The sequence below is a fragment of the Termitidicoccus mucosus genome, from assembly GCF_038725785.1.
In the GTDB taxonomy this organism is placed as follows: domain Bacteria; phylum Verrucomicrobiota; class Verrucomicrobiia; order Opitutales; family Opitutaceae; genus Termitidicoccus; species Termitidicoccus mucosus.
Genome location: NZ_CP109796.1, coordinates 5818842 through 5842249 on the forward strand (window position 1 = coordinate 5818842; position 23408 = coordinate 5842249).

At 70.3% G+C, this 23408-nt stretch carries 7 protein-coding genes; all 7 read right to left on the reverse strand.

All coding sequences use genetic code 11. The features are described 5' to 3' along the window. Positions 1-120 precede the first annotated feature (120 nt). The 7 genes from OH491_RS20375 to OH491_RS20405 all read right to left on the reverse strand — a co-directional run bounded on the left by OH491_RS20375 (position 121) and on the right by OH491_RS20405 (position 23373). Positions 121-2097 carry a M48 family metallopeptidase gene (locus OH491_RS20375; protein ID WP_068769869.1) on the reverse strand — a complete coding sequence of 659 codons (1977 nt, stop codon included), beginning with the start codon at positions 2095-2097 and terminating at the stop codon, positions 121-123. 122 nt (positions 2098-2219) lie between these two features. After that, the gene (locus OH491_RS20380) at positions 2220-2810 is read right to left on the reverse strand and encodes a LemA family protein (RefSeq protein ID WP_068769868.1); all 591 of its coding nucleotides are present in this window, start codon (positions 2808-2810) and stop codon (positions 2220-2222) included. A 215-nt stretch (positions 2811-3025) separates the two neighbouring features. Continuing rightward, positions 3026-4309, reverse strand: coding sequence for an autotransporter outer membrane beta-barrel domain-containing protein (locus tag OH491_RS20385; protein ID WP_342751096.1), 1284 nt, complete (start codon positions 4307-4309; stop codon positions 3026-3028). Continuing rightward, positions 4222-9480 carry an autotransporter-associated beta strand repeat-containing protein gene (locus OH491_RS20390; RefSeq protein WP_342750662.1) on the reverse strand — a complete coding sequence of 1753 codons (5259 nt, stop codon included), beginning with the start codon at positions 9478-9480 and terminating at the stop codon, positions 4222-4224. Before OH491_RS20390 ends, OH491_RS20385 begins: the two co-directional genes overlap by 88 nt. Beyond that, positions 9477-13553 carry a beta strand repeat-containing protein gene (locus OH491_RS20395; RefSeq protein ID WP_342750663.1) on the reverse strand — a complete coding sequence of 1359 codons (4077 nt, stop codon included), beginning with the start codon at positions 13551-13553 and terminating at the stop codon, positions 9477-9479. Before OH491_RS20395 ends, OH491_RS20390 begins: the two co-directional genes overlap by 4 nt. Beyond that, on the reverse strand, positions 13535-13993 hold the full coding sequence (locus OH491_RS20400; RefSeq protein WP_342750664.1) for a hypothetical protein: 459 nt from the start codon (positions 13991-13993) through the stop codon (positions 13535-13537). Before OH491_RS20400 ends, OH491_RS20395 begins: the two co-directional genes overlap by 19 nt. Continuing rightward, a complete protein-coding gene (locus OH491_RS20405) occupies positions 13981-23373 on the reverse strand; it encodes an autotransporter-associated beta strand repeat-containing protein (RefSeq protein ID WP_342750665.1) in 9393 nt (3130 codons plus the stop codon). The genes OH491_RS20400 and OH491_RS20405 overlap by 13 nt, the downstream gene beginning before the upstream one ends. Between the last annotated feature and the right edge of the window lie 35 nt (positions 23374-23408).

A 23408-nucleotide genomic window follows, 5' to 3' on the forward strand; every position in this document is an offset into this window, starting at 1 on the left:
GGGACCGGGCGGCCGGCTCCGTGCCGCTCATGAAATCCGATCCGTCGAGCCAAGCCGGTTTGTAATCCATTAGGCTACAAAATGTCTTTTGCGGGCGCAGGGCTGGCCCGTGGCGCGGCATCACTGGACGGGCGGGGCGGGGCAGTTCAGGGCGGCTGCGGTGGCGCGGATGATTTCGATTTCGGCAGGCGCGATGCTGGCATCGGAACTGGCGGCGGCAATGAGCGCGGAGAGAAGCGTTTTCTTGATGGCGGGCGAGGCGTGGTCGAGGTGGTCGAGCGCGCGGATGAGGGCGTCGGGATCGGCGTTGCCGACCGGCAGGAGGGCGAGTTTCGCGCGGGTGACCTCGTCGAATTTTTCCGCCCCGGCGGCGAAGGCGCGCACGGCGGATTCGGGGACGGCGGCGCCGGCGTGGGCGAGCGCGCTGAGGAGCAGGCCGATCTCGGCGGCGAGCGGCGCGGCGGCGGTGACAAGGCGCGGGTTGCGCTCGGGCGGGCGGAGATTGCGCTGGATGACGCGGCGGAGCGCGAATTCGGCGAGGCTGGTCTTGCCGTCGGCGGCGATGAATGCGTCCACGGCCTGAAGGAAGGATTCGATTTGCGCGGGCGGAAGGGTGCGGAGCGCGGGCAGCGCGAGGTCGAGCAGCGGGAGGCGGGCGCGGGCGGGCAGGGCGGCGGCGGGCGGCAGCGCGGCGGCGTAGGCCTCGCGTTCGGTGGTGGCGAGGACGCCGTCGGCGACAGTTTGTTGTTTCGCGGCGACGGCGGCATCGGCGGGGTCGCGGAGGAGCGCAAGGATGAGGGCGCGGACGCGTTCGGGATCGTGGGCGGTCTCGCGGAGCGCAGGCGGAATGGTTTTGAGCGTTTCGGCGCCAAGCGAGGGATCGGGCGCGGAAGCGACGGCGAGCGCGGCGAGGAATTCGGCGGAGGGAATGGGCGGGGGCGTGGCCGCGCCAGTCGCGCCGCCAACGCCGGGGATGGCCGCGCCGATGACGGGGAGCGGAGGAGGCGGGGAAGGGCGGGGCTTGCGCGCGGGCGGCTCGCCAGCGTCGGCGCGCGGTTTGAGCTTGGCGGAAAAATTGCCGTCGAAGGAGGGGTCGATGGCCTTGATGCGCTCGGCGAGCGGCGGGTGCGTGGCGAAGAGTCCGCCGAAGGAGCTGCGGAGCGCGCTGGCGAAGAACATGTGGCTGGTCTCGGTGGCGTGCGCGTTGGCGATGCGGGAGCCGGTGGCGCGCGCGCCGATTTTGCGGAGCGCGCCGGCGATGCCGTCGGGATTGCGCGTGAACTGGACGGCGGAGGCATCGGCGAGAAACTCGCGCTGGCGCGAGACGGCGGCCTGGATGAGCCGCCCGAAGAAAACGCCGAGGTAGCCGATGATGATGAGCGCCAGGCCGAGGACGAGGAAGGCGGCGGCGCCTCCTCCTTTTTTGTCACCGGAGCGGCGCGAGCCGGAGGAAGCGGCGGCGCGCAGGACGACACGGCCGATGAGCGTGAGGAGCAGGATGCCGAAGAGCAGGCCGATGAGGCGGATGTTGAGCCGCATGTCGCCGTTGAGGATGTGGCTGAACTCGTGCGCGACGACGCCCTGGAGTTCGTCGCGGGTGAGAGTGTCGAGCGCGCCCTGGGTGACGGCCACGGCGGCATCGTCGGGCGAGTAGCCGGCGGCGAAGGCGTTGATGCCCTCCTCGGGAAGGATGTAGATTTCGGGGACGCGCACGCCGGAGGCGATGGCCATTTCCTCGACGACGTTCACGAGCCTGCGTTTTTGCGGATCGGTGGTGCCGGGCGTGACGAGGATGCCGCCGACCGACCTCGCGACGACTCCGCCGCCGCCGCGCAGCGAGATGATTTTGAAGAGGCTGCCGAGCGCGATGACGGCGATGGTGATGCCGGCGGTGCCGAGGAAGAGTTGCGGATCCCAGTAGCGGACGAGGAAGGGCGCGTCCGGCGGGTAAGGGTAGCCATCGGCGGAGGTCTCGGTCAGCGCGAGGATGAGAACAGCGTAGATGGAGAGAATGATCGCGACGACAGCCGCGAGGTAGAAGAAGACGAGGCGGCCGGATTTTTTGCGGGCGTGGTCCTGGGCTTGAAAGAAATCCATGACGAGAAAGGGAGCGGTGGCGGCAGGGTTTTTATTGGCATGAAAAACGCGGGCGACTCACGGCCCGCGTTTGAGTGGAAGTCCGAATTCGCCCGGTTTGCGGGATGCGGTATCGGGGCGTCTCAGCCAAACGACACTTTCGGGGCCTGGCGCTCGGCGGGGGTGTCGACCTGGAAGAGCTCGGCGGGGCCGAAACCGAACATGCCGGCGAAGATCACCGAGGGGAACACCTCGCGCTGGGTGTTGTAGGTCATCACGGAGTCGTTGTAGGCCTGCCGGGCAAAGGCGATCTTGTTCTCGGTGGAGGTGAGCTCCTCGGTGAGCTGCATCATGTTCTGGTTGGCCTTGAGGTCGGGATACTGCTCGGCCACGACCATGAGGCGGGAGAGCGCGCCGCCGAGACCGGACTCGGCGTTGAGGAGCGATTTGACCGCGCCGGCGTCGGCGGGGTTGGCGGCGGCGGCCTTCGAGGCGGCGTAGGCGGTGTTGCGCGCGGCGATGACGGCCTCGAGCGTCTCGCGCTCGTGTTTCATGTAGGCCTTGGCGGTCTCCACGAGGTTGGGAATGAGGTCATAGCGGCGCTTGAGTTGCACGTCGATTTGCGCGAAGGCGTTCTTGAAGCGGTTGCGCAGGCCGACGAGCTTGTTGTAGATGCCGATGACAAAGAGGACGAGCAGGACAATGATGCCGAGCGTGATGATGAGTGGTATCATGGTTTTGGATATGGATTGCGGTTGGCGACAACGGACTGATCAGGGCGGAGAATGAGGGATGCGCTGGAACAGAGAAACCAAAAATTTCCAGGGGCCCGCGCTGTGCGCGTGGCGCGTGCCTTTCGGTCTGGCGGAGTCAGGAGGCCGCGCGAGGGGGGGCTGGGGGGCCGGGCAGTGCGGGTGTTGTCTGGGTCTGGGGGCGGTGTTGTCATTGCCTACCAGAGTCTGCGGTAGCCGAGGTTGAGGGACCAGGGGCGTTGATAGTGGCGTGCGGTGGCGTATTCGTAGTCCGCATGCCACTGGCTGGAGTCGTTGATGCGGTAGCTTGCGCCAAAACCGAACTCGACCCGTTTGCCGTCGTAGGAGGGGGAGAGGTGCTTGTCGTGGGCGTGGAGGGTGCCGCCGTCGGAGTCGACCGCGGCGGCGCCGAGCCTGCCGTAGGGGTTCCATTTGCCGCCGGCGGACTGGCGGCCGAAGCGCAGGAGGGCGCGGTACTGGGCGGAGCGGAGCGAGTCCTGGGCGACGTGGAGGCGCAGGCTCTCCGGGGAGGTCTCGAAGCTGTCGCCGGACAGCCAGAGGAGGGAGGCCTGCAGGGCGGGTTCGAGCCACCAGCCGCCGGCGCGCCGGAGGCGGCGGCCCGCCTCGATGCTGCCGCCGAGGGCGCGGCTGGTGTAGCGGCCCTGGATGGAGCGCAGGTCCGGGGTGCGCGCGTCGATTTTGTTGATGTAGCGGCCGGCGCGCACGACGGCGTCGGCGAACCAGCCGTCGTCGTGCAGGCGCGTGAGGTAGGCGCCGAGCGTCACGCTGTTGCTGGTGTTGTCGCCGCGGCGGTCGAAGTCGCGGCTGATCGAGCCCATGTCGATGAAGGCGCCGAGGAGGCTGGCGGCGGTGCCGGCGGGGAAGAGTTTGTCCATGCCGGCGGTGAGGCCGCCGCCGTACTGGTCGAAACCGCGGCCGGTGACGCTGTTGGTCGCGTTCATGCGGTAGGCGCGGCTGCGCACCCAGAGGTTGCCGGAAGAAGCGGCGGGTGTCGGGTGGCGGGTGGCGGGCAGATTCTCAGCTCTCACTTCGCCCATGCGCAGGTGGAGGGAGTCGAGGGCGGTGTTCCAGTCCAGGGGGATGGTGGAGGCGGTGTCGAGGATGACGTCGGCGGCGTTGGACAGGCCGGTGTCGGCGAGGTACCAGTTGCTGGCGACGGGCATGAGCGGCGAGCCGTCGCCGCGGTTGAGCTCGTAGGCGGTCAGGCCGAAGTCGATCTTGCCGTTGTTGGTGTCGAGGGCGAACTCGGCCAGGCCGTTGCCGGTGGCGATCAGCTCGAAGGAGGCGCTTTGCGTGCCGGGCTGGCCGGTGTAATGGACGCGGACTTGGTGCGGGGCGGCGGCGTCGGCGGCGATGACGAGGCTGTTGGCCTTCATGCCGGCGGCGGGGTCGAGGCCGGCGGCGCCGGTGAAGTCCACGTTGAACTCGAAGCGGCCGGGGCCCGCGCCGAGGGTCTCGATGCGGGCGCGGTGGTAGGCGGCGGCGGAGGCGGCGAAGCCGGCGGCTCGGCGAAGGCGAGGAGGCCGCCGTTGAGGTGCAGCGTGCCGAGCCGGGCGCCGGGGGTGTCGATGCGGAGGGCGGAGGCGGCGTTGTGGAGCGTGACCACGGTGGCGGCGGCGCCGAGGGCGAGGCTGGAGCGCATGGTGACGACGGCGTTGTCAATGCTGACCAACGCCATGGTGTTGTCGCGGGCGATGGCGAGCGTGCTGCTGATGACGGAGAGGGCGCCGGAGCCGCTGAAGGTGTTTTGCGAGACGCCGGCGGCGATGCCGCGATACTCGAAGGCGGCGCCGGCCGCGATGTCCACGCTGGCGGTGCCGAGCGCGGCGATATGGGCCGCGGCGAGGGTGCCGGAGCGGATGGCGGCGGTGCCGCCAAAGGCGTTGGCGCGGGCGATGGCGACGGCGGATGCGCCGTCCTGATGAACGAGCCCTGGCTGCCGGAGAACGCGGTGGCGAAGGTGCCGCCGGCGGCGGTGTCGAGGATGAGGGTGGCGGCGGCGGAGTCGAGCGCGAGGGTGCCCGAGTCGCCGAGGCCTTGCACGTGCGCGAGGCGCACGGTGCCGGTGGTGGCGACCAGCGCGGCAAAGCCGGTGTTGGCGGCGTGGATGTCGAGGAGGCCGGCGGCGAGGTGCAGCGTGCCGGTGCCTTGCAGGCCGTCCGCGCCGAGGATGAGGCCGCCGGCGAGGTCTGCGTGGTGTGGTTGAGATTGAAGGCGGCGCTGTCCGAGACGGAGAGGAACGCGGTGTGGCCGAGGGCGCCGGAAGCGCCGGCGACGAGGGTGCCGCCGGTGACGAGGTGGCGCCGGTGTAGGTGTTGGCGGGGTTGTTGAGCCAGATGGCGCCGGTGGCGCTGATTTGCAGGTTGCCGGAGCCGGAGACGAGGGCGTGGAGTTCGTGTCCGCCGGGGGTCGTGCCGCCGGTGATGGCGCCGAGGAAGGCGGTCTCGTGGTCGAGGACGGTGGTGCGGCCCGCGAGCAGGTCGAGGGCGGTGAGCGTGTAGGCGAGGTGGAGGCCGGTGTTGCCGGCGAGGGCGGCAAAGTTGTAGGTGCCGCTGGCGGTGAGCGTGCCGGACTGCACGATGTCGTTTTGCGCGGCGCTGCTGATGCTGCTGCCGTTCTGGTCGACGAGGTGACTGCCGGTGACGAGGGTCTTGCTGCCGGCGGCGAGGGTGTCGCTCTGGACGAGCAGGAGGCTCATGCCCTCGTCCTGCCGGAGTAGCGGGAGGCCGCCGTTGCCGGTGAAGCTGCCGGTGTCCACGCGGATGACGGTGTCGCGGACATCGAGGACGCCGGTGCTGACGATGCCGTCGGCCTGGGTGCCGCTCGCGCCGAGGGTGAAGGTGATCGTGCCGCTGGCGAGCGCGAGGTTGCCGATTTGCTGCGTGCCGCTGCCGACGGTGGTGTGATTGCCGTCGTCGAGCTGCAGCGTGGCGTCGGCGAGCGCGGCGGTGTTCACGCCGGAGAGGTCGAAGGCGCTGTGGCCCAGGGCGAGGGTGCCGTGGAAGCCGGCGGGAGGCGGGGGCAGGGCGGCGGGCGTGAAGGCGAAGGCGCTGCCGGAGGTGTCGACGGAGAGCACGCCGGTGCCGGTGAGGGCGTTGGCGTAGTTCCAGCCGGCGGAGGCGGTGATGACCAGGCGGCCGTCGACGTGCGTGGCGGCGTCGCCGAGGTTTTGCTGTTGGGTGACGGAGGCGGTGCCGGAGGCGGTGACGTCCCAGGCGGCGAGGGCGTTGCTGCCGGTGAGGATCACGCCGGGGTCGATGATGGTGGTGCCGGAGCCGAGGAGGTTGTTGGCAAAGATGCCGCTGGCGGCGAGGACGAGGGCGGCGTGGTTGGTGATGTCGCCGGTGCCGGTGCCGTGGAGGTCGCTGAGGGTGAGGGTGCCGCCGGCGACGGTGGTGACGCCGGTGAAGGCGTTGGACCGGGCAATCGTCAGGTTGCCCGCGCCGTCCTTGACGAAGGTGCCGGAGCCGCCGAGGGCGTTGGCGAGGGTTTCGGCGGCGGTGCTGGAGAGGGTGAGGAGGCCGTCGGCGGCGAGGGCGGCGGAGCCGAGGTGGGCGGCCGAGCCGGCGCCGAGCGCGGTGTTTTGGGCGATGGCGAAGGTGCCGCCGAAGGCGGTGTTCGCGCCGGTGAGGGCCACGGTGCTGCCGGCGGCGAGGGCGAAGCGGCCCTGGCCGCCGAGGCGCTTGGAGAAGGCGCCGGTGGAGGAGACCAGCAGGAGCTCCGCGTCGGCGGCGATGGCGGTGGCGCCGGTGGCGCCGAGGGCCTGCGTGTGGTGGAGCGTGGTCGTGCCGGTGACGCCGATGTCGGCGGCGAAGGCGGCGTTGGTGCCGGTGATGTCCACGTTTCCGCCGAGGCCGAGCGAGCCGGAGCCGAGAAGGGCGCCGTCAATCCGGCCGCCGCCGAGGGTCTGGGTGTTGCCGGCGAGGTCGTAGGCGGCGTTGGCGGCCAGCGCGAGGTGCGAAGTGCGGCCGAGGGCGTCGTCGGCGCCGGCGATGAGGGTGCCGCCGGTGATGAGCGTCGTGCCGGTGTAGCGGTTGGAGGCATTGAGCGTGATGGCGGAGGCGGGGGAGAGGGCGAGGTGGCCGCTGCCGGTGATGACGGCCTTGAAATCGTTGCCGCCGGCGGGCGCGGTGGTGTCGCTGTCGAGCAGGAGCGTCCGGCCGGCGAGGATGTCCACCGCGACGAGGCCGTAGCTGACATGCAGGCCGTTGTTGGCGGAGGCGTCGCGGCCGGCGAGGCCGTAGCCGTAGGTGCCGGTGGCGACTTGCGTGCCGGACTGGCTGATGGCGGCGGACTGGGTGGCACTGACGAGCGCGCCGGTGGCGAGGTCCACCAGCGCGATGCCGCCGATGTTGCCGGTGGTGGTCGCGGAGGAGGCGAGCCGGGTGAGCGCGCCGTCGTCCTGCTGGAGCAGCGGGGTCTGGGCGACGGCGGGGGCGGTGCCGCTTTGCGGGATGCGCACGCCGACGGTGCCGCTGGCGAGGTGGATCGTGCCGGTGGCGGCGACGAAGGCGGGCGAAACGATGTCGGCGGGGACGTTGGTGTCGAAGTCCACGCGGCCGCCGTCGAGCGCGAGGCCGGCGAGCGTGTGGGTGCCGGTGCCGACGAGGGTGCGGTTGCCGGAGCCGGAGGAGAGCGTGGCGTTGGCGAGCGCGCCGCCGGTGAGCGTGAAGGTGCTGTTGCGCAGCGCGGCGGTGCCGGTGAAGCCGGCGCTGAGCGCGCCGGAGGCGAAGTTGAAAGTTGGCGTCGAAGCGCCGAGGTCGACCGCGAGCAGGCCCGCGCCTTGGAGGGTGCTGGCAAAGGTGTAGGCGCTGGCGAAGGCGCCGGTGAGGGTCGCGCCGCCGGCGATGTCCACCAGGCCTGCGCCGAGGGCGGCGGTGTGCGTGACGCGCAGCTCGCCCGCCTGCACGCTGGTGCTGCCGGTGTAACTGTTGCTCGCGCTGAGGACGAGCAGGCCCGCGCCGGCCTTGGTCAGCGAGCCGCCGTCCCAGCCGGAGGCGTTGGCGGGGGATTCGTCGGCGAGGGCAACGTCCACCTCGAAGGCGCCGCCCGGGCCGACGGTGAAGGTGCCGTGCGCGAGGGCGGTGCCGCTCTGCCAGGTCAGTTGCGTGCCCAGCACGTAGTCGGTGCCGCCGGTGGCGACGAAGGCGTTGTGGGTGAGGTAATCGACGGGGCTGGTGCCGCCGTTGATGGTCTTTGCCGCGAAATCGCCCGTGATGGTGCCGGTCGTGCGGATGAGCACCCGGGCGGGCGCGGCGAGCACCTCGCCGGCGCGGGTGCCGCTGGTGGTGCCGGTGAAGCCGTCCACCACCAGGGCGCCGCCGAGCGCCGCCGTCCGCGCGGTCAGGTAGGCCGTCGTCCGGCCGGGCTCGAGGGCGAGGGCGAGCGTGGATTGGGCGTTTTGGAAATACGTGCCGCCGACGGCCAGCGAGCCGCTTTCGCGGAGGGCGAGCGAGCCGGTGCCGGCGAGGCCGTTATAAAAGTCGGCGCCGGCCGTCCACAACGCCGCGCCGCCGATCGCGGCCGCGCCGGCGGCGTTGTTGTTGTAGCCGAGGTAGGCGTCCTGGGCGGTGCCGATGCTGCCGCTCCCGCCGAGCACGAGCGCGCCCGTGCCGCTGTAGCCGACGTAGAATGTCGTGGCGCTGCTCCAGAACCCGCCGCCGCCGACCGTGGCCGTGCCCGTCGCGGTTGCCGAGTAGCCGAGGTAACCATGCCCGGCGGTGCTGACACTGCCGCTCTCGCTGATGAGCAGGCTGCCGGTGCCGTCGGTGCCGACGAACAAGTCGCCCGCGACCTGCCAGAAGGCCGTGCCGCTCACGTCCACCTGGCCGAAGCCGTCGTCGATGAAGGCCGTGCCGCCGGTGGACACGCGGCCGCCGCCGGCGATGGCCAGGTAACCGGTGCCGCTGCCGCCGACGTGCAGGTCGCCCGCCGTGCCCCAGGACCCGCTGCCGCCGACGGTGACCCACGCCGTGGTGCCGGCGCCGGCGATGTAACCGGCCGCGCCGCCGACGTGGCCGGTGATGGCCAGGGTGCCGCCGCCGGCGAAGGTCGTGCCGCTATAGCCGTTGCTGGCGCTGAGGATGAGCAGGCCGTCGCCGAGCTTGGCGAGCGATTGCCCGTCCCAGCCCGAGGCGTTGGGCGCGGCGGCGTCGGCCAGGGCAACGTCCACCTCGAACGTTTCGCCCGCGCCGAGCGTGAAGTTGCCGTGCGCGCCGCCCGTGCCGGTGTGCCACGCGAGCTGCGAGCCGAGCACGTAGTCGGTGCCGCCCACGATGAACGCGCTGTAGGCCAGGTAGTCCGCCACGCTGGTGCCGCCGGTGACGGTCTTGCCGGCGAAGTCGCCGGTGAGGGTGCCCGTGCGGATGAGCACCTGCACGTGGTCGGCGAGCGTGCTGGCCTTGGTGCCGCTGGCGGTGCCGGTGGCGTGGACGACCAGCGTGCCGGCGAGGTTTGCCGCCGCCGCCGTGACGAACGCCCCGCGCCCGCCCAGCGTGCCGTCGAGCATGAGGGTGAGCGTGGAGCCGGCGTTCTGCGCATACGTGCCGCCGGCGCCGATGCTGCCGGACTGGCCGATCGTGAGCGCGCCGGCGCCGGTGTCGCCGTTATAAAAATTGCCCGCCGCGCTCACCGGCCGCCGCCGGTGATGACGGCGCTGCCGCTGCCGGCGCCGGTGCCGGTGACGGGGGTGCCGCTGCCGGTGTCGGTGCCGCCGAGGGTGATGTCCCCGCCGGCGGCGACGCGGCCCGCCGCGTCCACGCTCAACGCGCCGGTGCCGGCCACCCCGAGGTGAGATTGCCCGCCGTGGCCAGCAGGCCGCTGCCGGTGACGGCGATGCTGCCGCTGCCGGCGGCCGCCGGCATCGAAGCCGGCGAACAGTCCTCCGCCGACGGTGACGCTGCCGCTGTCGGTCACCGTCAGCGCGCCGTTGCCGAAATAGCCCGTGTAAAGTCGCTGCCGCTGTCCCACCAGCCGCTGACCGTGGCGGTGCCGGTGCCGCTGAAGAGCCCGATCGCACTGATCATGCCGCTGCTGACCGGGCCGCCCGCCGGACGGCCAGCGCGCCGCTCCCTCGTCGCCCACGATCATCATCCCTTCGCTGCGCCACGCCCCGCCGACGGTGGCGCTGCCGCTGCCGCCCGGCGCCCAGCCGACCTCACTGCCGCCTAGGCTGTGCACCGTGCCGCCCGCCGCGATGGCCAGCGCCCCCGCGCCGCCGCCGCCGACGAGGATGTCGTTTTGCGCCTGCCAATAACCGCCGTTGCCGACCGCGACGGCGCCGCTGTCGCCGGGAGTCGCGCCGACGACGCCCGCCGCCGTGCTGCCCGTCCAGCCGGTGATGGCGAGCGCGCCGCCGTTGACCGTGGTCGTGCCGGTGTAGGTGTTCGAGCCGCTGAGGATGAGCGTGCCGGAGTTGCTGGCGGTGACGGTCAGCGAACGGCCGTCCCAGCCGGAGGCGTAGGCGGGCGAACCGGCGAGGCCCACGGTGTCGCTGAGGGTGGTGTTGACGTCGAAGCTCGTGCCGCCGGCGACGGTGAAATTGCCGCGGCCGTCCTGCGCGCCGCCGAACCACGCGAGGTTCACGCCGGCGACGTATTTGGTGTCAGCGTCGGTCTTGTAGATGCCGCCGTAGAGGTAGTCGGGCAGGCTGCCGGCGGCTCCGGCCAGCGTGGCGCTGGCGAACACGCCGCTGATGGTGCCGCTGGTCGCGCTGATGAGGACTTGATGGCCGCTGCCAAGCACGCTGCTCGCGCTGGCGAACACGCTGCCCGTCGCAAAGCCGCTGACGCTGATGGTGCCGCCCACCGTCGCCGACGAGGCGTAAATGAACGCGTCGCCCGCGCCGCGGTTTTCCACCGTCAGCGCCAGCGTGGAGTTGGCGTTTTGCGCATACGTGCCGCCGGCGGTGACCAGGCCGCTGCCGGAGATGTTGAGCTGGCCGGTGCCGGTGCCGGCGCCGCTGTAGCCGAGGATGAAGTCGCCCGCCGCCGCGAGCGCGCCGCTGTCGCCGACGGCCAGCACGCCGAAGTCGGCGGCGTATTGCCCGAAGGAAACCGTGCCGCCGACCGCGACCGCGCCGCTGCCGCTGATGTTCATGTAGCTGCTGCCGCCGAAGGCGAGGTAGTCGGTGATGTCGAGGCGGCTCGTGCCACTGACGGTGACCAGGCCCGCGCCCGCGGTGCGCGTCGGGTTGACGCTCAGGCCGGTGAAGCGCGCGCTGCCGCTTTCGGAAAGGGCGAGCGTGCTGGTGCCGGTGTTGGAATAATAACCGATGAGGCCGCCGCCGGAGACATCGAGGAACGCGCTGCCGCTGACGCCGGCCGTGCCGCTGGCGAGGGCGTCGCTGCTGACCCGGAAATCGGTGCTGGCGACGACGGCGCTGCCGGCGGCGTCCAACCGGCCGTTGACGCTGAACTGCCCGCCGCCGAGGTGGCCGGCGCCGCCGACGGCGACCAGGCCGGTGGCGCCGATGCCGACGCCGCCGGCGGTGACCGTGCCGCTGTCAGTGATGGCCAGCGCGCCGGTGCCGGTGTTGTTGCCGATGTTGAGCGGTGCGGAGCCGTTCATGCGCCACTGGCCGCTGCCGCTGAGGTTGACCGTGCCGTCGGTGCCGGAGCCGCTGCCGATGACACCCGCCGTGCCCCCGACGTAGCCGGTGATGGTCAGCGTGCCCCCGTTGACCAGCGTCGTGCCGCTGTAGCTGTTGCTGGCGCTGAGGATGAGGTCGCCCCGGTTCGACGAGGTCACGGTCAGCGACGCGCCATCCCACGAGTCGCTGAGGGCGAGGTTCGCGCCGTGCGGCGTGGTGTTGCCCAAGGCCACGTCCACGTTGAAAACCTCGCCCTCGCCCAGCGTGAAGTTGCCGTGGCTGCGGTCGGTGCCGCTGAGCCACGTCAGCTGCGTTCCGAGCACGTAGTCGGTGCCGCCGACGATGAACGCGCCGAAGGTCAGGAAGTCCTTCTGGCTGGTCCCGCCGCTGACGCTCTTCGCCGCGAAGTCGCCGCTGATGCCCCCGGTGTGGAGGAGTACTTGCGCGTTATTCGCCAAGGCCGACGCGCTGCCGCCGTTGACGAACGCCGCCGTGCCCGTGGCGTTGACGGTCAGCGTGCCGCTGAGTTGCGCGCTGCCGGCGGTGATGAACGCGCCGCGACTGCCGAGGCTGCCGCTGAGCGTCAGGTCGAGCGTGGAGCGGGTGTTTTGCGTGTAAGCGCCGCCGGCGGTGACGCTGCCGCTGCCGCCGACGGCCAGCGCGCCGGTGCCGCCCAGGTCGGAGCCGACGTAGAAATTGCTCGAGCCAGCGAGCACGCCGCCGACCGTGCCGCTGCCGACGCCGCCGAGGTAGCCAAAGCGGATCTCGCCGACGGCACTGGCGGTGCCGCCCTGCGCGATGACCAGCGCGCCGGTGCCGCTGTTGCCGACGGTGATATTGTTGCCGGAAGTCATCAGGCCGCCCGCGCCGACGCCAACAGTGCCAAGTCCGTTGCTCGAATCGCCGATGGAGATCCACGTGTTTGCCGCAACCACGCCGCCCGTGACGCTGAGCGAGCCGACGCCGCCTTCGCCGACGATAATCATGTTCGCCCCAAGCAGGCCGCCGCCGCCGACCGTGCCGGTGCCAACCGCGTCCGCGTCGTAGCCAAGATAAACAAAGCTGCCGGCGTTGACGGTGCCGCCGGTGATGGTCAGGCTGCCGGTGCCGGTTTTGCCGACGCGCAAGTCGCCGCCGTTGACGATGCCCCAATAGCCGCTGCCGCTGACGATGAGGTTCGCCGCGCCGCCCGCGCCGCCGTCAATCAAGCCCGCCGCGTTGCTGCCCGTCCAGCCGGTGATGGCGAGCGCGCCGCCGTTGACCGTGGTCGTGCCGGTGTGGGTGTTCGAGCCGCTGAGGATGAGCGTGCCGGAGTTGCTGGCGGTGACGGTCAGCGAACGACCGTCCCAGCCGGAGGCGTAGGCGGGGGAACCGGCGAGGCCCATGGTGTCGCTGAGGGTGGTGTTGACGTCGAAGCTCGTGCCGCCGGCGACGGTGAAGTTGCCGTGGCCGCTGGCGGCATCGCCGAACCATGCGAGGTTCACACCGGCGACGTAGCTGCTGCCGCTGGTGGTCTTGTAGATGCCGCCGTAAAGGTAATCGGGCAGCGCGCTGACGCCGGCCAGCGTGGCGCTGGCGAACACGCCGCTGATGGTGCCGCTGGTCGCGCTGATGAGGACTTGATGGCCGCTGTTGACGACGCTTTGCGCGTCCGCGAACGCGCTGCCCGTGGCAAAGCCGCTGACGCTGATGGTGCCGCCGACCGTCGCCGACGAGGCGTAAATGAAGGCGTCGCCCGCGCCGCGCGCCGTCACGCCGTCGCCGGCCGCGTCCAGCGTCAGCGTGCTTTGGGCGTTTTGCGCGTAGGCGCCGCCCGCCGTGACCAGGCCGCTGCCGCTGACGGCCAGCGCGGCGGAGTTGGTGCCGTTGCCCAGGATGATATTGGTGGCGCTGGCGAGCAGCGCGTTGCCGCCGACGCTGGCGCTGCCGGTGGTGACGGCGCCGCCGCCCGCGCTGTTGGCGATGACGATGTTGCCGGCGGTGACGCTGCCGCTGTCGGTCAGCGTCACCGCGCCCTCGAGCGTGGCGCCCGTGCCGAAGCCTTGGTGGCCGATGCTCAACTCGCCGGCCTGGAACCAGCCGCTGCCGCTGACATTCAGTTCGCCGCGGGCCACCTCCTCGTAGGAATAATAGCCGATGTAGGCGGTGGTGGCGGTGACGACGCCGGTGCCGCTGACGTTGACGACGCCGGTGCCACCCCAGTAGCCGACGTAGAGCCACCCGTTGCTCCACGAGCCGCTGTCGGTGACGTTGACCGTGCCGAGGCGCCGTTGTTGCCAATCCAGTCGGAATTGCCGAACAAGGCGCCGTTGCCGCTGACGTTGACCTCGCCGGTGCTGGCGGTGCCGCGACCGACATTGAGAGAGCCGGCGGCGGTGCCGGTGAGGTTCAGGATGCCGTGGGCGTTGGTGTCGCTGGCCTGCCAGCCGCCGACGTTAATGCCGGAATTTGCCGTGCCGAGATAGCCGCTGACGCTGACCGTGCCGCTGGAATTGGCGGCGCTGGCGATGTTGACTTGCGCCGTGCTGCCCGTCCAGCCGGTCACTTCAAGCACGCCGCCGTTGACGGTGGTCGTGCCGGAATAATGTTCGAGGCGCTGAGGATGAGCGTGCCGCTGTTGCTCGCGGTCACGGTCAGCGACGCGCCGTCCCAGCCGCTGGTGTTCGGCGTGGCGGTGTTGTTCAGCGGCACGTCAACCGTGAAGGTCTCGCCCGCGCCGAGCGTGAAGTTGCCGTGCGCCGTCGCGGTGCCGGAATACCACGTGAGTTGCGAGCCGAGCACGTAGTCGGTCCCTCCGACGATGAACGCGCCGAGGGTCAGGAAGTCGTGCGTGCTGGTGCCGCCGGTGACGGTCACGGTGTCGAAGCCGCCGCTGATGGTGCCGGTGCGGATGAGCACTTGCGAGTTATTCGCCAAGGCCGACGCGCTGCCGCCGTTGACAAACGCGGCGGTGCCGCCGGCGTTGACGGTCAGCGTGCCGCTGAGCGTGCCGCTGGCCGCGGTGACATACGCGCCACGCGAATTGAGGGTGCCCGTCAGCGTGAGGTCGAGCAAGCCGCCGGCGTTTTGCGCATACGTGCCGCCAATCCACACGCTGCCGCTGTCGCTGACGGCCAGCGTGTTGACGCCGCCGGCGCCAAAGATGAAATTGCCGCTGACGCCCACCAAACCGTGGTCGCTAACAGCCAGCCGCGCGGTGTCAGCGACAGCGGCAGCGTCGAGCAAAATGTCGCCGCCGACCGCGAGCAAACCGGTGCCGCTGACGCCGAGGTCAATCGCGCCCGCGCCGTCGTAGGCGGCCGCCGTCAGCGTGCCGCCGACGGCGAGACTGCCGCTGTTGGTGACGGTGACCGTGGCCGTCCCGCCGGCCTCGCCGTAGATTTGCAAACCGCCGGCGACGGACACGGCGGCGCTGTCGCTTACCGTCAGCGCCACGAAGCCGCCCGGGTCGGCATACAGCGTGGCGTTGCCCAGCGAGCGCACCGTGCCGCTTTCGCGGACGGCCAGCGACACCGAGCCATAGGATTCCAGCACCAGGGAATCGTCCGCGACCAGCACGCCCGTCCCGCCGACGGCAACCGCGCCGGTGTCGCTGAGGCTGACCACCTCCGCACCGACGCTGCCGGTGTCGATGATGGCCAGCGTGCCGCCGCTGACATCAAGGCGGTTGGCCATGCGCCACAGGCCGCCGCCGCTGACGTTGACAACGCCCCCGTTCACCCAACCCGCCGCGTTGGAGCCGGTCCAGCCGGTGATGGCCAGCACGCCGCCGCTGACGGTGGTCGTGCCCGTGTAGGTGTTGCTCGCGCTGAGGATCAGCGCGCCGGTGCCGGTCTTGGTGAGCGAGCGTCCGTCCCAGCCGGTGGCGAAGGAGCCGGTCTGGTTGGCGAGCGAAACGTCCACGAGGAAGGCGTGGTCATCGAGGTGGAAGCTGCCGCTGCCGATCGTCGTGCCGCCGAACCACGCGAGCTGGTAGCCAACGACGTAGTCGAGGTCGCCGTTGGCCTTGTAGGTGTCGGCGATGAGGTAGTTGCGTCCGGTGGAGATGCCGCCGGCATCCTTGGCGTCGAAGTCGCCGAAGAGGCTCCCGGTGGTGCGGATGAGCAGCGTGCTGCCGTCGGCAAGGCCGGAGGCGCTGCCGCTGACGGCACCGAGGCTCGCGCCTGCGACGGTGAGCGAGCCGGAGAGCGTGGCGCTCTGCGCGGTGAGGTAGGCGGACGTGCGCGCGGGGTCGGTGATGTCGATGGCGAGGTGGGATTGGGCGTTCTGCGCATACGTGCTGCCGGCGTGGACGCTGCCGCTGCCGGCGATGGCGAGGAAGCCGCTGGCGGGGCCGGTGCCGCCGGTGTCCTGGCCGTTCATGAAGTCGCCGGCGGAGCGGACGAGGCCGCTGCCGGTGACAGTGAGGCGGCCGGTGCCGCCGCCATTGTCCTGATTGCCGAGGATGATCCAGGCGCCGGAATCGAGCAGGCCGCCGCTGACGGTGCCGGTGCCGACCGCGCCGTCGTCGTCGCCAAACTGGATGCCGTAATTCACGGCGGCGACAGTGCCGCCGGTGATGGTCAGCGCGCCCGTGCCGCCGACGTAGCCGACGAGCAGCTCCCCGCCCGCGCGGAGCAGGCCGGCGGTGACGGTGCCGCTGCCAAACCCGCCGTGGGAGGCACCAAAAGTAATGCTCTGCGCCGCGGTGACGGTGCCGCCGGCGATGGCCAGCACACCGGTCCCCTCGAGTCCGACAACGATGGAGTTGCCGGCGAGGACGCGGGCGCCGTCGGCGACGCTGACGGTGCCGCTGCCGCCGGTTTGCGCGCCGATGGTGAGGTGGTTCTCCACGTTGACGGTGCCGCCGCCGACGAGGAGAAAGCCGGCCGAGTCGTCGCCGACAATGGCGTTGGTGGCGGTCAAATACGCGCCGGCGATGTTCTCGGCGCTGCCGCCGTTGATGTAGAGGTCGTCGCTCGTCCAGCCCTTGTTCACGAGCCAGCCGCCGAGGATGTCGAGGCCGGCGAGCGTGTTGCTGCCGCTGAGGATGAGCGTGCCGCTGTTGCTGGCAGTCAGCGTCAGCGTGCCGCCGTCCCAGTCGCTGACGTTCGGCGTGGCGACTTGGTGGAGGTTCACGTCCACAGTGAACGTCTCGCCGCTGTTAAGCGTGAAATTGCCGTGCGCGGTTTGCGTACCGCTGAACCACGTGAGCTGCGAGCCGAGCACATAATCGGTGCCGCCGACGATGAACGCACCCAACGTGAGAAAATCATGCGTGCTGGTGCCGCCGCTGACGGCCTTCGTCGTGAAATCGCCGTTGATGGTGCTGGTGTGGATGAGCACTTGCGTGTTGTTGGCGAGCGCGCTGGCGCTGCCGCCGTTGACGAACACCGCCGTGCCGCTGGTGGCGCTCGCCGTCAGCGTGCCGGAGAGATAGGCGGTGCCGGCGGTGACAAACGCGCCGCGCGAGCCGAGGCTGCCGCTGAGCGTGAGGTCGAGCGTGGAACCGGCGTTTTGCGAATAGCTGCCGTCGGCGCGGACGCTGCCGCTGCCGGCGACGGCGAGGTTGGCCGCGGCGCCGTCTCCATTGGTGATGTAACCAAGCGAGTGGAGCAGGCCGCCGCCGCTGATGCTGACGGTGGCGCTGAAGTCGTAAAGCATCGCCATCTCGATGTTCCCGGCCTGCGCGGTGCCGCCGCTGACGGCGAGGACGCCGGTGCCGCCGTTGCCGACCGTCAGGTGGTCGCCGGTCTGGAACAGCCCGCCGCTGACGGCGACGCGGCCATACGAATCATCCATCTGCCCCAGCACGATGCTCGCGCCCGCGCCTTGCGTGACGAAGGTGCCGCCGCTGACGGTGAGGTAGCCCGTGCCGCTGTTGCCGATGATGGCCGTGTCCCCCGCGCTCCAAACCGCCGCGCCGCTGACGGTGGCGGTGCCAACGCCGGTCGTGCCGCTGCCAATATAAACCGCGCCGCTGCCGACGGTGCCGCTGTCGGTCACGGTCAGCGCGCCGCTGCCGGAATCGCCGACGATGAGATTGCCCGTGGTGGCGAGCACGCCGCTGCCGCTGATGGTTGCGGTGCCGCTGCCGGCGGCGTAGGTTTGCGACCAGACGCTGGACGGGTCGCTGTCGTCGCCGTCGCCGGTGGCGCCCGCCGCGCCGATGACCACGCCGCCGGCGCTGACGGTGCCGCCGCTGACGGCGAGGACGCCGACGCCGGCGTTGCCCGCGGTCAGCGTGCCGGTGACGGCGAGCAGGCCGCCGCCGGTGATTTCCACCCGGCCATAAGAGGAGGCATAGGTTTCCGTGTAGGAATAACCGGAGCCGTCGCTGCTTTGATAAACACTGGCGCCGGCATCGCCGATGCTGACGCCGGCGGCGGTGACGCTGCCGCTGCCGGCGATGGTGAGCGCGCCGGTGCCGCCGTAGCCGACGTAGAGGTTGCTGGCGCTCCACCAGCCGCTGACACTGGCGCTGCCGCTGCCGGCTCCGAAGGCGCCCGTGTATTTGTCGCTGCCCGCGTATTCCTCGGTGTAATCGTTGGCTTGGGCGGAGCCGATGGCGGTGTGGCCGCTGACGACCTGGCCGGTGATGTCCAGCGTGCCGGAGCCGCTGTTGCCGACGTAGAGGTAACCGGCCTCCAGCGTGCCGCTGACGGCGAGGGCGGCGGCGAGGGCGGCGGTGCTGCCGCTGTCATCCAGCGTCCACGCGGAATTGTCCCAGATGTAATGTTCGAAAGCGCTGCCGCCGACGCTGCCGATGGAGACGGAGTTGTTGCCGGTGAAACCGCTGATGGCGAGCGCGCCGGCCGCGGCATCGATGCTGCTGAAAACGTTGGTGGCGCTGAGGAGGAGCGTGCCGGAGTTGGAGGAGGTCAGCGTCAGCGTGCCGACCCGGTTGGTGTTGACCAAGCCGTAGCCGGTGCTGCCGCTGAGGGCGGGCAGGGCGTCAATTTCAAACGTCTCGCCCGCGCCGAGCGTGAAGTTGCCGCTGGCGTTGTTGTCGGCGGCATACCAGCGCAGGCCGTAGCCGGCGACGAGGTCGTGCCCGCCGTTGGCGAGGAACACGCCGCCGTGGAGGTAATCGCGGCTGGCGCCGGCCAGCCCGGTGACGGTGCCGCTGAACGAGCTGTTGACGGTGATGGTGCCGCTGACGGCGCGGAGAACAAGCTTGGTGTCGGTGATGACGTCGCTGGCCTTGGTCGCGGCGGACGGGTCGGCGCCGGTGAAATTGTTCACCGTCAGCGAGCCGGAGAGCACCGCGCCGGCGGTGGCGGTGATGTAGGCGGTGTCGCGCGCCATGCCGAGGTTCACCGTCAGCAGTTCGAAGGCGGTGTTGGTGTAGCTGCCGGTGGTGACGAGCGAGCCGGTCTGGGCAAGGGTCACCGCGTAGCGGTTGGCGGCGCCGTTGAAGAAGTTGCCGGTGTTGCTCCACAAGCCGGCGATGGTGAGTGAGCCGGTGCCGCCGCCGGTGGCGAAGGAGACGCCGCCGGTGCTGAGCACCGTGCCGGTCTGCGCCACCGTCACCACGCCGTTGCCGGCGGCGCCGATGGTGACCAAGCCATTGTTAATCCACAGGCCGGCGACGTTGACACTGCCGGTGACGCCGGTGGCGCGCCCGAGGTTGGCGGCGGCGTTGGCGAGGGTGCCGCCCTGCGCGATGTCCAGCCAGCCCGCGCCGAAGTTGCCGACGGTGAGGCCGTTGTTGTTCGTCGTCCAGTAGCCGCTGATGCCGGCGCTGCCGCTGGAGCTGGCGGCGTCGCCGAGGCTGACGGTGCCGGTGGTGCTGAGGGTGCCGCCTTGGGCGACGGTGAGCAGGCCCGTGCCGGAAGCGCCGACGATAAAAGCACCGTTGCTGCTCCACAGGCCGGCGACGTTCGCGGCGCCCGTCGCGCCAGCCGAATAACCGATGAACGACGTGCCGCCGACCGTCACGCTGCCGCTGTCAGTGATAAGCAAGTTGCCGGTGCCGTCGGTGCCGACATACAAATCGCCCGCCACGTCCCACCACGCGCTGCCGCTGATGGCGACGGTGCCGGAGCCGTCGTCGATGTATGCCGCGCCGCCGGTGGTGATTTGCGCCGTGTCGGCGCCCGTGAGCACGCCCTCGCTGCCCGCGCCGACGTGCAGGTCGCCGGCCATGCCCCAGTGACCCGTGCCGCTGACGACGACCCAGCCGCTGGCGCCAGCGCCGCCGATGTAACCCGCCGCGTTGCCGCCCGTCCAGCCGGTGATTTGCAGGGTGCCGCCGTTGACCAGCGTCGTGCCGCTGTAGTTGTTCGACGCGCTGAGGATGAGCGTGCCCTCGCCCTGCTTGGTCAGTGACCGACCGTCCCAACCGCCTGCGCCGAGGCCGGGGTTGGTGTCGCTGAGCGTGACATCCACGTTGAACGTCTCGGCCGCGCCGAGGGTGAAGTTGCCGTGTGAAATCTGCGTGCCGGAATACCATGCGAGCTGCGAGCCGAGCACGTAATCCGTCCCTCCGACAATGAACGCGCCGAGGACAAGGAAGTCGTGCGTGCTCGTGCCGCCGGGGACGATCTTGTTGTCCGCGGCATACTCGGTGCCGCCGAAGCCGTCCTGGGTGCGGATGAGCACCTGCGCGTTTTGCGCGAGCGTGCTGGCCTTGGTGCCGCTCGCGGTGCCGGTGTAGTTGGCGACGACGAGCGTGCCGGAGAGGGTGGCACTTTGCGCGGTGATGAACGCGCCGCGCGTGCCGCTCAGTCCCGCGAGGTCGAGAGTGAGGGTGGACGCGGCGTCCTGCGCATACGCGCCGCCCGCCGTCACGGTGCCGCTGCCGGCGACGAAGAGCCAGCCGGTGCCGGTGCCCGCGTAGTCGGCGCCACCCATCGGCGCGCTGCCGCCGACCCAGAGGTCGCCGCCCGACTGGAAGAGGCCGCCGACGCTGACCGTGCCGGTCGCGACGCCGACGCCGATGCCGACCAGCCCGCCGCTGCCGGTGGCCATTGCGCCGATGTCGAGCGAGCCGGTCGCGCCTTCGCCGAGACCGACGGCCAGCAGCTGGTCGCTGCCAAGGAACGCGCCCGCACCCATGCTGCCGGTGCCGATGCCGCCGGCCAGGGAGGGGTCGCGGAGGCCGATGATGGCGAACGGCGCGGTGACGGTGCCGCCGTTCATCAGCAGCGCGCCCGTGCCGCTGTTGCCGCCGACGATGAAAACGTGATACGCGGGGTTGGTGACGGCATACTGGCCGAGGGTGACGCTGACCACGCCGCCGTCCAGCGTGAGCGTGCCGGAACCGCCGGGATAGCCGTGGCCGACCAGCAGCCGCGTGGTCTCCACCGCGCCGCTGCCGCTGACGGCGAGCAGGCCGTTCGCGCCGGAGTTGAAGCCGACGTCAATCTGGTCCTCCGCGCCGACCGTGCCGCCGCTGACGATGAGGCTGCCGGCGCCGCCGTGGCCGACGTAGAGGATGCTGCCGGTCGTCCAGAGGCCGTTGCCGCTGACGGCGGCCGTGCCGGTCCCGATGGCGTCGCGGCCGATGTAGCTGTTGCCGCCGACGGCGACGGCGCCGCCCGGCGCCACCGTCAGCGCGCCGTTGCCGTCGGCGCCGACCACCATGTCGCCTCCCACGGCGAGGACGCCGCCGCCGAGGACCGTGCCGCTGCCGAACGCGCCGGCGTCGCGGCCCAAAGTGAGCGTGTTTTCCACGTTGACGGTGCCGCTCTCGACCACCAGCCAGCCCGCGCCGGTGCCGCCGATGACGGCGTTGGTGGCGGTGAGGTAGGCGGTGCCGCCGGTGTTGAGGAAGGTCGCGCCGCCGTCCACGAGCAACTCGCCGGAAGTCCAGCCGCGATTGACGAGCCAGCCGCCCAGGACGTTCAGGCCGGCGAGGTGGTTGGTGGCGGAGAGGGCGAGGGTGCCGCTGTTGGACGCGGTGAGGGTGAGCGTCGCGCCGTCCCACGCGGGCGCGCCGCCGTTGGCGTCGTGGGCGGTGGTGGCGGAGAGGTTCACGTCGACGTCGAAGACTTCGCCGGCGCCGAGGGTGAAATTGCCGTGGGAAAACGTGGTGGCGCTGAACCACGCCAAGCCGCCGCCGAGGACATAGTTTTTGTTGCCAGAGGCAGGATCTTTGTAGGCGTCGAGGACGATGAAATCGCGGGAGGTGCCGCTGCCCGCGAGGTTTTTCTCCACAAAGTCGCCGCCGAGCCCGTTGGCGGCGGTCGTGGTGATGAGGAGTTGCGCGCCAATGGCCAGTTCGCTGGCGCGAGTGCCGCTGATGACGGCGGAAGTGTTGACGGTGAGCGTGCCGCCGAGGGTCGCGGTGCCGGAGGTGATGAATGCGTCGCGCGAGCCCAGGGGACCGTCGAGGTCGAGATTCAACGCGCCGTCGAGGGCAAGCGTGCCGGTGCGCAAGGCGGCGCTGTCGCTGAGGACGAGGGTGCCGGAGCCGCCGACGGCGAAGCGCCCGAGGGTGCCGCCGAAGACCGCGCCGTCGCGCACGATGAAGCGCCCGCCGCCGACGGTGGTGGTGGCGGTGACGGCGCTGGCGTATTGGTAGAAGACCGCGTCGCCCGCGCCGGTTTTGGTGATTACAATGGCGGCGGTCGTCGCGGAGGCGATGGGGTCGTAAAAGAGGATGCGGCCCGTGCCGGTGGCGTTGAGCGCGAGGGTGCCGCCTGTCATGTAAATGGCGTTGGCGCTGCCGGAGCCGGCAACTGGCGTGATGTCAGTGCCGCTGCCGGTGAACGAAGCGGCCTGGCGGTTGCCTTGGAAAAGGATGTCGCCGGCGTCGGAGGCGTTAAGGGTGACCGACTGGCGGGTATAATAAATGGCCCCGCCGAGAGTGCTGGCGTAATTATTGGTGAACTGCGAGCCGGGGCCGAAGGTCCTGCTGCCGTAGTCCTCAAAAAAGGCCGCCCCGCCATAGCCGTTGCCGTTGGCGGAGTAAACGAAATTGCCGTCAAATACCGCTCCCTGGTCAAACTGGTAAGAAAAGATATCCCCCGTGCCGTCCATGGCCGTGCTGATCGCCCCGCCGACCGCATTCTGCTGGTTGCCGGCGGTGGCCAGGCTGATGACACGGTTGCCAATGAATGAAACAGGGCCGGCGAATCTGACTACCTTGCCGCCGTCGATATAGCCGATGTTAATGGCGCCGCCGCGCAGGGCAAAGCCCGGCACACCGTTCCCGCTCGCAGAGGTATAAACGTAATTGTTTCTGAACACGGAGGAGCCGCTGAACAGCGTCGTGCCGCTATAGCCCCAAATGTCGATGGCGCCACCGAAACTCTGGGCATGGTTGCCCTCGAACAGCACGTCGGAGGCAAACGTGAGCGAGCTGTTGTAGCTTTGGGAGATCGCGCCGCCGTAATAGTCCGTGCTGTTGTCGAGGAAGCTCACCAAGCCGGGGCCGTTGAAGGTGAGGGTGCTGTTGTTGCTCAAGAGCCCCACCGCGCCGCCGCTGCTCAGCGTGCCGTCATTGTTGAGGAACACGAGGCCGCCGGGGCCGACGTTTACGGTGGCATTTGCGCCGCCATGGATATTAATCACAGCGCCGGAGCCTTCGCCGTCAGTGTTGTGGAAATTCTGGAAAGTCACCTCGTCGAAATTCAGCGTCGCACTGGCGTTGACGCCGGTTAAGTGAAGCAGGCTGTAGGTGCGGCGCGTGGAGGTCGTGTTGTTGAAAATGAGGTCTGACGCGGCGAAGGTGTATGACTCGGCATCCTCATAGATGAAGGCACCGTCGGCAGTGGCATTGATCGCATAACCATTGCCGGTGATATTGATGCTCTTTCCGTTGCCGGGATAAAAAAGCGATCCCCACGTCACGTCGGTGCCGGTGATGTTGAGGTCAACGGAGTCGGTGGAGCCGTTGGCACCGAATTTGATGGCGATGTCGCCCGAGTCGACATCCTCGGCGCGCCCCGCCGGTAGCCATAAAACCGCCAGCGTCAGTCCGCATAATAATTGTGCCAGCTTGGTCATCAATTTCTCCCGGCAGATATCATGTCGCGCGGTGT

Coding starts and splice junctions, on each gene's coding strand:
- OH491_RS20375 (WP_068769869.1), bottom strand. CDS start 2,097: ATGGATTTCTTTCAAGCCCAGGACCACGCCCGCAAAAAATCCGGCCGC.
- OH491_RS20380 (WP_068769868.1), bottom strand. CDS start 2,810: ATGATACCACTCATCATCACGCTCGGCATCATTGTCCTGCTCGTCCTC.
- OH491_RS20405 (WP_342750665.1), bottom strand. CDS start 23,373: ATGACCAAGCTGGCACAATTATTATGCGGACTGACGCTGGCGGTTTTA.